Annotated in this window: 9 protein-coding genes; 5 read left to right on the top strand and 4 right to left on the bottom strand. The window is 71.7% G+C overall.

Translation table 11 applies throughout. The annotated features are described in order from the left end of the window. Nucleotides 1–62 precede the first annotated feature (62 nt). Entirely contained in the window at nt 63–1415 is a 1353-nt protein-coding gene (locus FHX71_RS19825) for a SpoIID/LytB domain-containing protein (protein ID WP_182619182.1), read from the bottom strand. A gap of 166 nt (nt 1416–1581) precedes the next feature. Here FHX71_RS19825 and FHX71_RS19820 point away from each other — a divergent pair, with 166 nt between their 5' ends. From FHX71_RS19820 to FHX71_RS19805, 4 genes are all read left to right on the top strand, one after another. Beyond that, a complete protein-coding gene (locus FHX71_RS19820; protein ID WP_182619181.1) occupies nt 1582–3564 on the top strand; it encodes an N-acetylmuramoyl-L-alanine amidase in 1983 nt (660 codons plus the stop codon). A gap of 97 nt (nt 3565–3661) precedes the next feature. After that, nucleotides 3662–5809 (top strand): acyltransferase family protein, encoded by a 2148-nt coding sequence (locus FHX71_RS29790; protein ID WP_182619180.1) that lies wholly within the window; start codon nt 3662–3664, stop codon nt 5807–5809. A 114-nt stretch (nt 5810–5923) separates the two neighbouring features. Beyond that, the gene (locus FHX71_RS19810) at nt 5924–6886 is read left to right on the top strand and encodes a glycosyltransferase (protein ID WP_182619179.1); all 963 of its coding nucleotides are present in this window, start codon (nt 5924–5926) and stop codon (nt 6884–6886) included. Continuing rightward, nucleotides 6887–8287 carry a polysialyltransferase family glycosyltransferase gene (locus FHX71_RS19805; RefSeq protein ID WP_182619178.1) on the top strand — a complete coding sequence of 467 codons (1401 nt, stop codon included), beginning with the start codon at nt 6887–6889 and terminating at the stop codon, nt 8285–8287. It begins immediately after the preceding gene. Nucleotides 8288–8393: 106 nt separating this feature from the next. Here FHX71_RS19805 and FHX71_RS19800 read toward each other — a convergent pair whose 3' ends face one another. The 3 genes from FHX71_RS19800 to FHX71_RS19790 all read right to left on the bottom strand — a co-directional run bounded on the left by FHX71_RS19800 (nt 8394) and on the right by FHX71_RS19790 (nt 14202). Beyond that, nucleotides 8394–9560, bottom strand: coding sequence for a nucleotide sugar dehydrogenase (locus tag FHX71_RS19800; protein WP_182619177.1), 1167 nt, complete (start codon nt 9558–9560; stop codon nt 8394–8396). Nucleotides 9561–9679: 119 nt separating this feature from the next. Beyond that, nucleotides 9680–11743 (bottom strand): acyltransferase family protein, encoded by a 2064-nt coding sequence (locus tag FHX71_RS19795; RefSeq protein WP_182619176.1) that lies wholly within the window; start codon nt 11741–11743, stop codon nt 9680–9682. Between the two features lie 182 nt (nt 11744–11925). Then, on the bottom strand, nt 11926–14202 hold the full coding sequence (locus FHX71_RS19790) for a polysaccharide pyruvyl transferase family protein (protein WP_182619175.1): 2277 nt from the start codon (nt 14200–14202) through the stop codon (nt 11926–11928). 146 nt (nt 14203–14348) lie between these two features. On the opposite strand from FHX71_RS19790, the gene FHX71_RS28860 reads away from it, so the two are divergent. Next, on the top strand, nt 14349–15590 hold the full coding sequence (locus FHX71_RS28860; RefSeq protein ID WP_220490214.1) for an acylneuraminate cytidylyltransferase: 1242 nt from the start codon (nt 14349–14351) through the stop codon (nt 15588–15590). The last annotated feature ends 50 nt before the right edge of the window (nt 15591–15640 follow it).

Genomic DNA, 15640 nt, shown 5'->3' with positions numbered 1-15640 from the left:
CCGGGCGCACGGCACGACGAAGAAGCGGCCCCGCCCGGGAACCGTCGCGCGACACCCGGGTCTCAGCGCGCGACGACCTTCCCGATCCACGCCGCGGGGACGTTCCCGGCGGTCGTGCGTGCCCCGACCACGCTGCGGATGCGGTCGGCCTTGCCGGTGACCCGGCTCGTGGCGCCGCCCGCCGACGTCGCCTCGAGCGTGCGGGCCTGCCCGCTGGACCAGCGCGCGACCACGCGGATCGACCGGACGTTGCCCAGGTCGAAGAGCTTCCGGGCCTGCGACTGGGTGATCACCCGCGTCCACGAGGTCATCGAGTTGCCGGGCGCCCGGGAGCTGTAGGGGTCGGACACGGAGCGCTCGTACGGCAGCACGGTCGACCACACGTCCTCGGAGCGTGCCGTCCGCCCGCCGCTGGAGGAGAAGTAGTGGGCCTCGACGGGCGATCCCTGGTAGGTCAGCACCCGGGCCGAGCGGGCCGAGGTCCGCGTGGCGTGGACGGCGGCCCGCCAGTACGAGCCGTACGTGGGCTCGGCCTCGCGCTTCCACCCGGTGAACTGCTGGTCACGGATGTCGTCCACGAGGTGGCAGCGGCAGCGTGACTTCCAGTCGCGGGCCTTGAGCACGGCGTACGAGCGGGCCACGACGGCCTGTGCGCGCAGGGCCTGGGCGCCGCCGCCCGCACCCCAGGAGGCCGGCATCTCGGCGACGCCGTACAGGTAGTCGGTGTTCAGGCGGAGCTGGTTGACGACGTTCGGCACCCCCGAGACCGCCGCGAGCAGCATCCGGCCGTGCCGGTAGGTGCCCTGGGCGCCGCGGACCGAGACGGTCGCGGACGCGGCCCGGGGCTTGTAGTACTCGGTGCCCGACCACTCCAGCGCCAGGGACCGGCCGCGCATCGTCCGGCCGTCGGCCCTGACCACGACCCGCGAACCCGAGGTGGAAACCCGCAGGGTCCCGGGCGGGCCGGACTCGATCTGCCGGCCGCCGGACAGCAGGCTCCACCAGCCGCCCTTGACCGTGATCCTGGTGCTGCCCCGGCTGTCGCCGTAGCCGGAGTACCCGTACGGGTCCGGGCCGTGCACCTGGACCTGGACCCGGGCCGGGGTCGAGATGTTCCCGGCGCGTGTGCCGGTGTAGTAGTGCCCCAGGATCTGCGCGGCCGACTTGCCCTGGCGCGCCATCTGGTAGGCGCCGTACTGCGACATCCCCACGCCGTGGCCGAAGCCGGAGCCCTTGACGACGAAGGAGTCGGGCACCGCGGCCGCCGCCGGGGCGGCGTGCACCAGCATCGAGCCGATCAGGACCAGCGCCCCGACCGCCGCGCCGACCGCGGTGCCGAGCGGCGTCAGGACGCCCCGTCGGGCCGGGTCTCGTCGGGTCGAGACACGTCGTGCGACCGCTCGTTCGGTACGCATGGTCATCACCTCCACCGGCGCCGTCACCACTTTCACTGTGCAGCACGGGGCGGGAGGCGGCATCCGGGGCCGACGGCGTCGCCGCGGATTTTCGCCCACCGGAAGGTGACTCGCACCGTGAGACCCCCTCCGCGCGGGCCCGGAGACCCGTGGTTACTGTCGACTGATGCGATCGACTGTGCGCTACGTCACAACGCCCGCCCTGGTGCTCGTTCTGACGACGGCGGGGGTGATCGCCACGGTCACCTCGCTGCCCACCCCTCAGGCGGTCGCTGTGCCACCGGAGCTCGACCAGGTGAAGCTGACGGGGATCGATCCGGCGGCGCGGCGCGACCCCTCGGCGCTGGCCGAGACGGCGGGCCACGCCGAGACGGCGGGCCACGCCGAGGCCGACCAGGCCGACGAAGCCGACCAGGCCCGGCCCGGAGGCACGACCAGCACCGACGGTGCGGAAGAGGCCGGCGACGCCGACACGGGGGACGACCACACCGCGCCCGGCCGGCTCGCGGCCCTGAGCCCCCGGACCGAGACGCTCACGTTCCTCGTCGCCGGCGCGACGTGGGACGCCGGCACCGCCGAGCAGGTCCGCGAGGTGGCGCTCCGGGTCCGTGAGGACGGCGCCTGGGGCGCCTGGCAGGACGTGGGCTTCGACGACGCCGACGAGGCGGGCGGCCGGGCCGGTACGGAGCCCTTCGTCTCCACGGGCGCCGACGCCGTCCAGGCGCGGGTGCGCACCGCCAGCGGGAGGCCGCCGTCGGGCCTGCGCGTCGACGTCGTCGACCCCGGCCGGGCCGCCGCCGACGCGACCGCGGGCGTCGCGCCCGGGCCGGCCGCGACGGCGGACGCGGCCACGGGGTACGAGATCCGGCCGGCGACGGTGAGCCGGTCGGCCTGGGGCGCCGACGAGTCGCTGTCGAGCCCGTGGCCCGAGGTCTCCGGCGACCTGGAGGCGATGTACGTGCACCACACCGCCGGGACCAACTCGTACGGCAGGGGCCAGTCGGCCGCGATCGTGCGGGGCATCTACGCGTACCACACTCGCTCCCGCGACTGGCCGGACATCGGCTACCAGTTCCTGGTCGACCGGTTCGGCACCGTCTTCCAGGGCCGCACGGGGGCCGTGTACGACAACCCCGTCGGGGCGCAGGCCGGCGGCTTCAACACCGGCACCATCGGCGTCTCGGCGATGGGGAGCTACGACACCGCTCGGCCGTCGTCGGCCCTGATCACGGGGATCACCCGGGTCCTCGCGTGGAAGGCGTACCAGTACCGCGTCAACCCGTGGGGCACCGCGACGCTGACCGACCGCGGTGTCGCGGGCGACACGTCGCGGACGTCGCCCGGGCAGCAGGTCCGGGTGCCGCGCATCCTCGGGCACCGGCTCACCAACAACACCGCCTGCCCTGGTACGTATCTGAACCAGCGGCTGGACGACATCCGGCGTGCCGTCGACACACGGGTCGACTCCGCGGTGGCCCGGTACGGAAAGCCCACGATGCGGCGCGCGCCGGTGGTGCACGCGCCCACGCGGCTCCAGGCCCCCGTCCAGTGGAGCGCGAAGCAGCGCTACAGCTGGGACCGGGTACCCGGCGCGAACAGGTACCAGATCCTCGCCCGGACGGCGCGCTACTCGTCGGACATGCCGACCAAGCCCTACTGGTACGCAGTGCGCACCGTCACCGGCACGTCGGCCGTGCTGGAGACGGAGCCGGGCCGGTCCGCCTGGTACGCCGTGCGGGCGCTCGACGGCAACCACCACCGGGGCGAGATGCGCACCCTGGTGCGCACGTCGCGGGAGACGACCCCCGCGCAGTGGGAGATCGGCTCCGGCTGGCGCAAGGTCACCGACGCGGGCTATCACGCGGGATACGCCTACCGGACGGCGCGGGACGGGGCCCGGATCAAGGTCGGCGGCGTCCGGCAGGCGTCACAGGTGCGAGTGGTGGCACCCACCGGCCCGGGCTACGGTCGAGTACGGGTGATCCATGCGGGTTCCAGCGTCGGCGTCATCGACCTCTCCGGAGCGTCGAGCGACCACACGGTTTTCACAGTTCACCTGGCGAGTCGTCGCAGTGGGGGTGTTGCACTGGAGACCATCGGATCGGGAGAAGTCCGCGTGAGCGGGATCGCCCTGGTGCGTGACTTCTGACTCGAGCGCGACAGCATCCGCGGTCGCCGGGTCCCTGTAAACTCCGCTGGCTCCGTCTGCGCAGCCCTATGCGATGTCCGTGGTGAAAGGCTTTTCCATGCACGCTTCGACCACGGTCGGTACGGCTGACGCGCCGGCACCACCGGCGCACATGAAGGGGCACGAGGACCAGCGCCGCCGCTTCCTGCCGGAGGTCCAGGCCCTCCGGGCCCTCGCGGTCGCCCTCGTGGTGATCTACCACCTGGAGCCGAACCTGCTGCCCGGCGGGTACATCGGGGTCGACGTCTTCTTCGTGATCTCCGGGTTCCTCATCACCGGGCACATGATCCGCGAGGTGGAGCAGACCGGCCGGCTGTCCCTCGCGAAGTTCTGGGCCGCCCGCGCGCGCCGCATCCTGCCCGCGGGGCTCGTCGTGATCGGCGTGACCGCGGCGCTGGCGCCGCTGGTGGTGCCGGTCACGGAGTGGGCCGACCTGCAGCGGCAGGCGCTCGCCTCCGTCTTCTACGTGCAGAACTGGGTGCTCGCCGCGGACTCGGTCGACTACCTCGCGGCGGACAACGCCCCGACGGCGTTCCAGCACTTCTGGTCCCTCGCCGTCGAGGAGCAGTTCTACCTGTTCTGGCCGCTCGTCGTGGTGGTGGCCGCGTTCCTGGTGCGCCGCGTCACGCGCAACCACGGCCCGGCGCTGCGCGGCGTCCTGCTCGTCCTGTTCGGCCTGATCGTGGCCGCGTCGTTCGTCTGGAGCGTGCTGGAGGTCCGCGCGGGGGACGCGTCGGCGTACTTCGCGACGACCACCCGGCTCTGGGAGCTCGGCGCGGGCGGACTGCTCGCCGTCGTGCTGCGGCACACCCCGCGGCTCGCCGTCGGCCGGTCCCTGCTGGCCCTGGCCGGCGTGGCGACCATCATGGCCGGGGCGTTCGTCCTGACGGCGGCCACACCGTTCCCGGGCTTCGCCGCCCTGGTGCCCGTGCTCGGCGCCGCGGCGGTCGTCGCCGCGGGCCGGACGTCGGGACCCGGCTCGCTGACCTGGCTGGTCGACCGGCCGTGGGTGCAGTGGCTCGGCAACGTCTCGTACTCGGTCTACCTGTGGCACTTCCCGGTGATCATCGGCTTCGAGGCCTGGGCCAACCGCCAGCCGCACGTCCTGGAGTCGCTCGGGCTCCTGGCGGTCTCCCTGATCCTGGCGCAGCTCAGCTACGTCTGGGTGGAACGGCCCGTCCGCCGGGCGCGCTGGGCCGGCCGGGGGAACACCCGGGTGCTGCTGGCCGCCGCGACGGCGATGGCCGTGACCGCCGGCGTGGCCGTGACCCCCATGGTCCGGGCCCAGGTCCAGGAGCAGGAGTGGCAGCAGGAGGCGGAGGGCGTCGTGGTCGGCATGGGGTCCGGCTACGGGGCCGAGGCCGTCGACGGCACGAACGTGCCGGCCTTCGTCGACAAGGCGGGGCCGGTGATCGTGCCCAACCTCCAGGACGTGCACAAGGAGCTGAGCCGGACCTACGCGGCCTGCGCCGCCAAGGCCACCGCCGGCACCACCCCGCGGTGCGAGTTCGGGGACCCGGCGGGGCAGCGCACCCTCGCGCTGGTCGGCGACTCGCACGTGCGGATGTTCGCCTCCCCGGTGGTCGACGCCGCTCGCGAGCGGGGCTGGAAGGTCGTCACCTACCTGCACAACTCGTGCCCGTTCTCGCTCGACGCGCGGAAGATGTCGTTCTCCAAGGCCTGTCTCATGTCCAACCAGGAGACGCTGGACGCGCTCGTCGAGGAGGCACCGGACCTCGTGGTGACCGGCATCTACGCCGACTCGCTGTTCAAGGGCACGGTGCCCGGCTACGAGCCGGGGGTCGGCGGGCTCGTCGAGGCCTGGGACGCGCTGCAGGAGGCGGGCTCCCGGGTGGTCGTGATCAAGGACGCGCCCCGGCCGCGCGCCGACGTGCTGGAGTGCGTCGCGGACCACGAGGAGGAACCCGGGGTCTGCGCGGTGTCGCGTGAGGACGCCTTCGACTACCCGGGCCACGCCACGCTGGAGAAGGCCGCCGGCATCGCGGACGTGCAGGTGATCGACCTGACCGACCGCTACTGCGGCCCGCGGCGGTGCATGCCGGTGGTGGGCAACGTGATGGTCTACCGGGACAACAACCACGTCACCGACACCTTTGCGCGCAGCCTTCAGCCGTATCTCGCGGAGGGTCTCTGGCCAAAGGGTGGAACTGTGGCCGGTCACACCGAAGCGGCACAAGATCGGTGATACTTTACTTGGGCCCAGCAGACTTGCTGGTCGGCTGACGGTGAGTCCCGGGCACGGCCCCCGAACGTGCTCCCGTGCTCCCGAGCCGGCGGCAACTTACCTCAGGATGGAGCCGTGACGACTCTCAGCGTGATCGTGCCGGTCTACAACGCGGCAACATTTCTGCCGAATTGTCTGGCGACTATTCGATCGAACTATCGGGACGATTTTCAGTTCATCCTCATCGACGACCACTCGACCGATGAGACGCCACAGATCCTGGAGCAGGCCGCGGAGAAGATGCCGTGGTTGACGCTGATCCGCAACCCCGAGAACTACGGTGTGGCGAAGTCGCGCAACCTCGCGCTCGAGCGGGCCGACGGTCGCTACCTGACCTACCTGGACGCGGACGACTGGTATCAGGCCGGGCACCTCGTGGAGACGCTCGACGGGCTCCAGCGCCTGGACGTCGACTTCATCCGGACCGACCACGTGCGGGTCGACGCGATGAACCGCAGCGTGAAGCGCGCTCCGGAAGAGGTGCGTGACGTCGCCCTCGACCCGAAGTCGCAGATCGGGCTCAAGGGCAGCCGCACCATGGTCGACTACCCGTACCTCTGGGCCGGCATGTACGACCGGGAGCGCATCGCGCCCGAGCTGTTCGCCTTCGACGAGTCGCTGCGCACCGCGGCCGACCGGCCCTGGTTCTGGCGGCTGCACCTGAACACCGAGTCGACCGCGGTCGTGGGTCTTCAGGGCTACTTCTACCGCAAGGACGCCAACCCGACGGCGCTCACGCAGGCGGGCAACCGGAGCACCCTGCACTTCCTGGACGCGTACGCGGGCATCCGCGACCTCGCGCTGGCGACCGAGAACGAGGACTACATCGAGAAGGCCGCCTACGGCGCGTGCCGGATCGTCGCGTTCCACGTCTCGATGCGGGCCCGGCTCTCGCCCGAGCTGCAGAGCGAGCTCTACCACCGGTCCTCCGCCTTCCTGAACTCGTTCCCGCAGGAAGCGGTCAAGGCCGCGCTCAAGCACTTCGACCTTCCGACGCGGATCGTGTTGAAGAAGATTCTCCGGATCGAGGTTCGCTGAATGGACCAGCTGTTTATCGCCCCGACCTTCATGGCGGCGGCCACCATGGCGGCGGCCATCGACTCCGGGCTCTACCGGGAGACGGGGCAGCGCGTGCTGCTCGTCGTCAACAACGCGAAGATCCCCGAGATCGGCCGGAGCCTCACGGAGCAGCAGGGGTTCGACTCCCTCGCCAGCCGGTTCGACCGCGTGCTGTCGCTCAACGAGCTGATCTTCCCGTACCACCCGCGCGCCTGGAACCCTCCGGCCAGCAAGCTCGACGCCTGGCGGGAGAAGATCCTCGAGGCCGCGGGCATCGAGGGCGAGTTCGGCATCACGCTGCAGTCCCTGCCGGTGCGGCCGTCGACCACGCTGACCCGGCTGTTCAAGGGCGCGCCCGTCGACGTCGTCTCGGACGGGCTGATGAGCTACGGCCCCACGCGCAAGGCCATCCGGCCGAGCGTCGCGGAGAGCCTGCGCCGGCTGCTGTACCTGGACCTCGCCGGCGGGCTGCGCCCGGTGCTGCTCAGCGAGCACAGCATCGAGAACGTGGTGGTCCCCGCCGAGGCGTTCCGGGCGGTCGTCCACGAGTACGGCAAGTCGGCGTTCGAGAGCGACGACGTCGGCGCCATGGCCGACCAGCCGGTCGAGGCGATCATGCTCGGCCAGTACCTCGCCGCGCTGGGCCTGCTCTCGGAGGACGAGGAGGAGGACCTGCACCACGAGCTGCTCCGCGCCGCCGTCGCGCTCGGTTTCACCTCGATCGCGTTCAAGCCGCACCCGAGCGCCCCGCCCGCCTTCACCCACAGCCTCGTCGACCTCGGCCGCTCGCTGGGTGTGGAGCTCAAGGTCCTCGACGAGCCCGTGCCCGTCGAGATCCTCTACGACCGGCTCAAGCCCACCGCGGCGATCGGCTGCTTCTCGACGGGCCTGTCCACGGCCGTGGAGACCTACGGCATGACGGGCTACGCGGTCGACGTGGACAAGGTGCTCTCGCGCCTGCCCCGCTTCAAGGACAGCAACCGCATCCCGCTCGCCATCACCGACGTGCGGCTCAACCGCGTCGAGTGGGACGAGACCGGCGGGTTCTCGGTCCGTCAGGCGCCCGAGGTCGACGTGCAGCTCCTCGTCGACGAGGTCGCGCGCGCGATGCAGCCGGCGCACTTCGAGGGGCAGAGCCAGCCCGTGGGACGTCGTGAGGAGCTGCTCGCCCAGGCGCCCTGGGCCGTGAAGTACTTCGTGGACCCGGAGGGCGACTCGGCCGACGCCGGAGCGGTCGTCGTCGCGCCGTCGGCCGCGGCCTCCTACCGTGCGCGGGTCGAACGGAAGGCCCGGCGGGTCGCCAGCCGGATGATCCGCAAGAACCGGCGGCTGCGCAAGATCGCGGCGGTCGGCAAGGCGATCAGGTTCCAGCCGCACTAGCCGGCGGCCGTCCGGCAGCAGCCGGACCGGCACGAGGAAGGGCCCCACCCTCGGGTGGGGCCCTTCCTCGTGCTCCGGCGTCGCCCGGCCCGACGACGCCGGGCGGTCAGTCCCGTCCGTAGATGTCGCGGGTGTAGACCTTGTCGGCGACGTCGTCCAGGGCCTCGGTACGCCGGTTGGCGATGATCACGTCCGCGCGGGCCTTGAAGACGTCGAGGTCGCGCACGACCTCGGAGCTGTAGAACTCGTCCTCTTCGAGGGTGGGTTCGTGGACGATGACCTCGATGCCCTTGGCCTTGATCCGCTTCATGATGCCCTGAATGGACGAGGCCCGGAAGTTGTCGGACCCGGACTTCATGACCAGCCGGTACACGCCCACGGTCTTCGGCTCGCGGCGCAGGATGTCCGCGGCGACGAAGTCCTTGCGGGTGGTGTTGGCGTCCACGACCGCGTTGATCAGGTTCTGCGGCACGTCGGCGTAGTTCGCCAGGAGCTGCTTGGTGTCCTTGGGCAGGCAGTACCCCCCGTACCCGAAGGACGGGTTGTTGTAGTGCGACCCGATGCGGGGGTCCAGGCCGACGCCCTCGATGATCTGCGCGGTGTCCAGCCCGTGGGTGGCGGCGTAGGTGTCCAGCTCGTTGAAGTACGCGACCCGTAGCGCGAGGTAGGTGTTGGCGAACAGCTTGATCGCCTCCGCCTCGGTCGGGTCCGTCAGCAGGATCGGGACGTCCTTGGACAGGGCGCCCTCCAGCAGCAGGTCGGCGAACTGCTTGCCGCGGGCGGACCGGTCACCCACCACGATCCGGGAGGGGTGCAGGTTGTCGTACAGGGCACGACCCTCACGCAGGAACTCCGGGGAGAACACGATCGCGGCCCCGGGGTGCTCCTGGCGCATCCGCTGCGTGAACCCGACCGGGATCGTCGACTTGATCACGATCGTCGCCTCGGGCGTGGTCGCCAGGACGTCCGTGATCACCGTCTCGACCGACGAGGTGTCGAAGAAGTTGGACTCCTCGTCGTAGTTCGTCGGCGTCGCGATCACCACCACCCCCGCACCCGCGTACGCGGCATCCTTGTCCAGGGTGGCGGTCAGGTTCAGGTCGACCTCGGCGAGGTACTGCTCCAGCTCGGTGTCCACGATCGGCGACTTTCGGTCGTTGACCAGGGCGACCTTGTCCGGGTCCACGTCCAGGGCGACGACCTGATGGTGCTGCGCGAGCAGGACCGCGTTCGACAACCCGACATACCCCGTACCGACAACAGCGATCTTCACAACGAATCCCTTCGAGTTCTGCGACAGGGCACTCCGGTTGCTCCGGGAGGTTTTCCCTGCCGCGATGCTAGGCCTGCGGTGCACCGGATCAAAGTGCGGTGCACCGCGGTCGGTACCGATCAGCCGGCGACCGCTGCGGTGAAGGGGCGCAGCTGCTCCTCCAGCCACGGCTGGAGCGTCCTCGCGAACGTGTCCGTCACGTGGCTGCTCCCGTCCCGGTAGACGAACACGGACCCCACCACGGCGGGGCAGCGCTCCTCGGTGCAGAAATGGTCGCCGAGGTCGACGAGCGTCACGCCCTCCTGGTCGCGCGCGGCCGCGTGGAAGTACTCCGGCAGCTCGAACGCCACGGAGCGGTCCACGCCGCACGAGGCGGGGTCCGACGACGTCGTGACGCACTCACGTGCCTCGTCCGGCATCCGCGGGGTGTCGGCGAGGACCGCGACGGGCAGGCCGGCTGCGGTGAGCTCGGCCCAGCGGTCGCGGAAACCGGCGACCGCGGTGCCCCGGTCCTTCTTCCCGGCGGCGTCGTCGAACGTGTAGCCGGCCCGGGCGGACGTGACGACCGCGTCGAAGCCGCCGGTCAGGATGCGGTCGGTGACCTCGGCGTTCCAGGCGATGCAGGTGGTCTCGTCGAACGTGGAGTCGAGGTTCTCGACCGCCGCCGTGAACGGGCACGCACCCTTGAAGAAGAGGGTGATGCGCCAGCCGTTGGCCTGGGCGATCTCGGACATCGGCGTCGTCCACTGGGCCAGGTGCGAGTCGCCCACCATGGCGATGGACCGGTCCCCGTCGGGGTCGCCGAGCACGCACTCGCGCACGCCCTCGCCCTCGGGCTGGACCCGGCACTCGTCCGTGTAGACGGGCGGTAGGTCGTCCTCGGCCACGGCGGGCTCGGGCACGATCTCGGTGACGTCGGGCGTGCAGAGGGTGCCGTCCGCCTGGATGGCGGCGGCGCCGAAGCAGTCCGTGCCGATCGCCTGCTCGGCGATCTGCTCGCTCTCGCGCTCCTGCGCGTTGATGACCTGGACGCCCGCGATCGGGGCCACCAGGGCCACGACCGTGGCGCCGACCAGCACGGCGTAGGTCACGCGCGGACGCCGCCCGGCCAGGGCCGGCGCCCGGCGGACCGGGTCCTCGACGTACAGCTTGGTCAGCCAGGCCAGGACCAGGGTCGCCGCGAGGATCACGAGCTTGTGGCGCCAGTCGAGCTCGCCGCCGATGATGTACGGCACGAGCACGATCGGCGGCCAGTGCCAGAGGTAGATCGAGTAGGAGTTGTCGCCCAGCCAGCGCACCGACGTCAGGTTGTAGAGCCGGGTCGGCGCCAGCGGGTGGTTCGACTCGCCTGCCACGACGACCAGGAGCACGCCGGCCACGGGCAGCAGCGCCGCCACGCCGGGGAAGGGGGTGCCGCTGCCGTAGGCGAAGGTGGACACGACCAGGGCAGCCATACCGGCCCACGACACGACCGCCGAGAGCCCGCCCCGGTTCGCGAGCGTGGTGCCGACGAAGGCGAGCAGGGCACCGGCCCCGAACTGCCAGGCCCGGGTGGGGGTGATGAAGTAGGCGGCGGCCGGGTCCGTCCAGGTGAGCACGATGCCGTAGATCAGGGACGCGACGGTCACCACGACGAGCACGCCGAAGATCGCCGAACGGCGGGACCGCCCGGTGCGGACGGCGAGCCAGGTGGCGCCGACGATCAGGAGCGGCCAGATCAGGTAGAACTGCTCCTCGACGCTCAGCGACCAGTAGTGCTGGACCGGCGACGCCGCGCTCTCCGCTGCCAGGTAGTCGACCGCCTGCGCGGCGAGCGCCCAGTTCAGCACGTAGACGATGGCGGCGATCGTGTCCTGGAGGAACGTCTGCCACAGCTCGCGCGGCACGACCAGCAGCACGGCGACCGCCGAGACCACGGCCACCAGCATCGACGCGGGCAGCAGCCGCCGGACGCGGCGTGCCCAGAACTGGGGGAGGTCGACCTTCCCGGTCCGGTCCACCTCGCGCAGCAGGTGCGACGTGATGAGGAAACCGGAGATCACGAAGAACGCGTCGACGCCGATGTAGCCGCCGGGTACGTGCATGGGCCAGAGGTGGTAGAGCACCACCGCCATCACTGCGAACGCGCGGAGCGCCTGGATGTCTCCTCGCACGCCTCGGGCGGCCTTCATACGATCGGTCACGTAATACCTTTCGGCGCACGCGGTGCGTGAGCCTTCGACTTCGGCCGTCTGTGAGACCGCCGTTCGGGTCTCGGCGGCTGCGAGCATACCCAACCAGGATGTGCTTCGGTCCCACCTGCATCGTACGGAGCCCGGCGCTTCCCGGCCGCTCCGGAGGGGCCTGCTGGGCTACCTGCTCCGGGTCAGGCGAGGAGGTCGCGCGCGGCGGAGAAGACGGGTTCGACGAGCTGGTCCTGGAGCTTGTGCACCTCGCGACGTACCTCGTCCTCCCGGGCGACGGTGTCCAGCGCGGCCTCGGTCAGCCGCTCGCCGAGGTCCGGCAGGTGCGCGTCGAAGGCCCAGGCGGGGCGGCCGACGTCGTCGAGGAAGTATCTCATCTTGGGGTGCGTGACGATGCTGAGGACCGGCGTCCCCAGGCCGAACGGGATCATCGTCGCGTGGCCGCGCATGCCGATCACCAGGCTCGCGTCGCGGTACACCGCGAGGCTCTCGTCCGGCGGGCCGGCGTAGAGGCGCTCCACGGGCAGCTCCCGGTCGAGGCCCGCGAGGTCGTCGACCAGCCGTTCGTCGCTCGCGAGGTGCGCGGCGAAGGCGATCTCCGCACCGCCCGCCCGCACGCCGTCGACGAGGCGCACCATCTCCTGGAGGAAGTCCTGGTAGCTCCCGCCGAACCGGCGCGAGCTGCGGTCGAACGCCGCGTTGAGCAGCACCCGGCCGGCGCCCGTGGAGCGGGGCGCGTCGACCGGGCGGACCCGTGACATGACCGTCGTCGGGCACGGCACGTAGCGCACCTTGTCCTCGAGGGAGGAGGGAAGGAGCGAGCGCACCTGGTCGATCGAACCGTGGTTGCGCAGCCCGAGGTACCGGGCCTTCTCCGCGAGCCTCGTGATGCTCTCCTGGAAGAGCGTGCCCTTGAAGGTCTGCCCCGGGAAGAGGTTGTAGCCCACGCCGAACAGGGCGAGCGGGGCCGTGATGCGGTCCAGGTGCGCGTCGTCGACGTTCCACTGCCAGCCGGAGCTGCCGTTGGGCGACGTGTCGGGCAGGAAGAGGCCGCCACCGCCCACGACGACCGCGCGGTGCGCGTTGAACTGCGCGACCGTCACGTCGTCGACGACCTGGTGGGCGTGGTACGGGCGCCAGCCGACCGGCGTCGTCGCGGTCTCGACGGCGTCCCGGAGCGCCATGGGCAGGACGACGTCGCCGAAGTTCCCGGACGGCCCCGGGTAGAAGGCGACGTGCGCCACGCTGTCGGCGAGGTCACCGAGGTCGGCGACGTCCCGTCGCTCGGCGGCCGTCCGGATCTGGTCGAGCATCCGGGTCGCCGCGCGTCGCCCGGGGTCGGCCTCGAGCGCGGCCCGCGCCGCGGCCTCGCCGTCCGCGTAGCGGTGCGTGACCCAGGCGGTCCGGGCCCGCTGGAACCGGGCCTGGCCCAGGTCCTCCGACGGGCCGGTCACCAGGCGGAGCACCGCGTCCGCCGCGCCGTACCTGCTGGTCGCCGACAGGAGCCGGGCCCAGGTGAAGAGGAACGGGTTGGCCCGCAGCGCCCCGCGTGCCGTGGAGGACCGCTCGAGCAGGACGGCGGCCGACGGGTAGTCCGCGTCGTCGCTGAGGACCGCCACCTCCTTCAGGGCCCGGCCGAGCCACTCCGGCTCCGGGCGGGGCGCCGAGCGCCGTCCCAGTCCGGCGTAGGCGTCGAAGAGGGCGCCGAGGGCGTCCGTCCGGTCGACGACGGCGGAGTGCACGAGCAGGGCCTCGACGCCGGCCTCGAGCTCGTCGCCGCGGCGCGGACCGCGCGCGGCGGCGCGCACCTGGTCCACCAGGTCTCGTGCGGGGTCGTCGACGCCGTCCGCGTCGATGCCGTCGATGCCGTCCGCCGTCGCGGACCACCGCAGCACGGCCCCGCGGAAGGTGGCGAGAGCCTTCTCCCGGTCGACGCGCGCGGCGACCGCCTTGCGCAGCACCTCGGGGTCGGTCGCGTCACGCCGCGCGGCCAGGCGCCAGTCCTTCCTGGCCGCCGCCCAGTCCCCGGCCGCGGCGTTCAGGGTGCCGCGCAGGTCGTGCGCGCGGGGGCTCTGCGGCCGCTCCGTGACGAGCTGCTCGACGACGCCCGCGGCGTACGGCAGCTCGTTCTCGTCCACGGCCGTCTCGACCAGGGTCAGGGCCTTGCCGAAGGCGCCGGAGGTCCCGGCCCAGCCCGCCCGTCCGGTGGCGAGCGCGAACCGCGTGGTGCCGCCGTCCGCGCGCAGCAGGTGCTCGAGCAGGTTCCGGCGGGCGCGGACCGTCCTGGCTCCCAGGTGCGCGCCGGTGCTCTCGACGGCCCCGAGGAAGGCTCTGTTGGCGTCCGCGCGGCGCACGCCGTCGGCCCTGGCCCCGACCAGCCGGCTGGTCTCGTTCACCACGGTGGCGGCGAGGCCGGACCCGCGTCGGACGAGCGCTCTCCGGATCGAGTCTGGCGACATTCGCTACTCCACGGCGCGGTGGGCTGCTGGGCTGGACGCTACAGTAGTCGAGGTGATCTCCAGCACGAGGAGCCGCTCCGGAAGGACGGCCGGCCTCGTTCGATAGGGTCGTTACTAGTCCCGTCCCTACCACCAGAGATTAGGCCATGCCCGACCAGACATCCCCATCAGCGATCGTCATCATCCCCGCGCGCGGCGGGTCCCAGGGCGTACCGCTGAAGAACCTCGCCCGGGTCGACGGCATCACGCTCGTCGGGCGTGCGGTGCAGGCGTCGCTCGCCGCCCCGTCGGTGGCCGAGGTCATCGTCTCGACCGACCACGACGAGATCGCCGCGGAGGCCCGCCTGCACGGTGCCCGCGTCGTCGCGCGTCCCGCCGAGATCGCGGGCAGCACCGCGTCGTCGGAGTCGGCCCTGCTGCACGTCCTGGACCGCGTCGAGGCGGGGGACGGCGGCCTGCCGCCCCAGGAGATCCCGCCCGTGACCGTCCTGGTGCAGTGCACCTCGCCGTTCATCGACCCGGAGGACCTGGACACCGCGATCCGTCGCGTCACCACGGGGGACAAGGACGTCGTCGTCGCCGTCTCCGAGACCCACGACTTCCAGTGGCGCATCGACGACGGCGTCGCGACCCCTGTGGGACACACCACGGAATACCGGCCGCGCCGCCAGGAGCGGGCGCCGCACTTCCGTGAGACCGGTGCCTTCTATGTGATGAGGACCGACGGGTTCCGTGCAGGCAGCACCCGGTTCTTCGGCGACGTCGGCATCCAGCCGGTCGCCCCGGAGTGGTCCATCGAGATCGACGAGCCGCGCGACCTGTGGCTCGCCCGCCAGCTCGTCGACCAGGAGAGCGACGCGGCCCCGCTGCCGCTCGACGTCGACGCGCTCGTCACCGACTTCGACGGGGTCCACACCGACGACCACGCCTACGTCGACCAGGACGGCACCGAGCAGGTGCGCGTGAGCCGCGGCGACGGCATGGGCGTCTCCCGCCTGCGCCGGACCGGACTGCCGTTCCTCATCCTGTCGACCGAGACCAACAAGGTGGTCGCGTCTCGCGCCGACAAGCTGAAGGTGCAGGTCATGCACGGTGTCGAGGACAAGGCCCGCGCCCTGCGGGCCTGGATCGCCGAGCAGGACCTCGACCCCGCCCGGGTCGCCTACGTCGGGAACGACGTGAACGACCTGGCCGCCATGGCGGTCGTCGGATGGCCCGTCGCGGTCGCCGACGCACGCCCCGAGGTCAAGGCTCAGGCGCGCCTCGTCCTGTCCCGCGAGGGCGGGAACGGTGCGGTTCGTGAGATCTGTGACCGTATACTCGCTGCGCGTCCGGGTGAAGTCACCTCCAGTACGGCAGCTGCCCAGGCCCCCGTCGTCGCCGGTTAGTCCCGGCGACACGTAACAGCACTACCCTGTGCTAGACCCTTTCGGAAGGA

Source organism: Promicromonospora sukumoe, from assembly GCF_014137995.1.
Classification (GTDB): Bacteria; Actinomycetota; Actinomycetes; order Actinomycetales; family Cellulomonadaceae; genus Promicromonospora; species Promicromonospora sukumoe.
Note: the sequence above shows the minus strand (reverse complement) of the source record. Positions and strands in the feature narration are given on the sequence as shown.

What these genes read in the sequence shown, in the direction of transcription:
- FHX71_RS19805 (WP_182619178.1), top strand. Translation starts at nt 6,887, where the DNA reads ATGGACCAGCTGTTTATCGCCCCGACCTTCATGGCGGCGGCCACCATG.
- FHX71_RS19820 (WP_182619181.1), top strand. Translation starts at nt 1,582, where the DNA reads ATGCGATCGACTGTGCGCTACGTCACAACGCCCGCCCTGGTGCTCGTT.
- FHX71_RS19825 (WP_182619182.1), bottom strand. Translation starts at nt 1,415, where the DNA reads ATGCGTACCGAACGAGCGGTCGCACGACGTGTCTCGACCCGACGAGAC.
- FHX71_RS19790 (WP_182619175.1), bottom strand. Translation starts at nt 14,202, where the DNA reads ATGTCGCCAGACTCGATCCGGAGAGCGCTCGTCCGACGCGGGTCCGGC.
- FHX71_RS29790 (WP_182619180.1), top strand. Translation starts at nt 3,662, where the DNA reads ATGCACGCTTCGACCACGGTCGGTACGGCTGACGCGCCGGCACCACCG.
- FHX71_RS28860 (WP_220490214.1), top strand. Translation starts at nt 14,349, where the DNA reads ATGCCCGACCAGACATCCCCATCAGCGATCGTCATCATCCCCGCGCGC.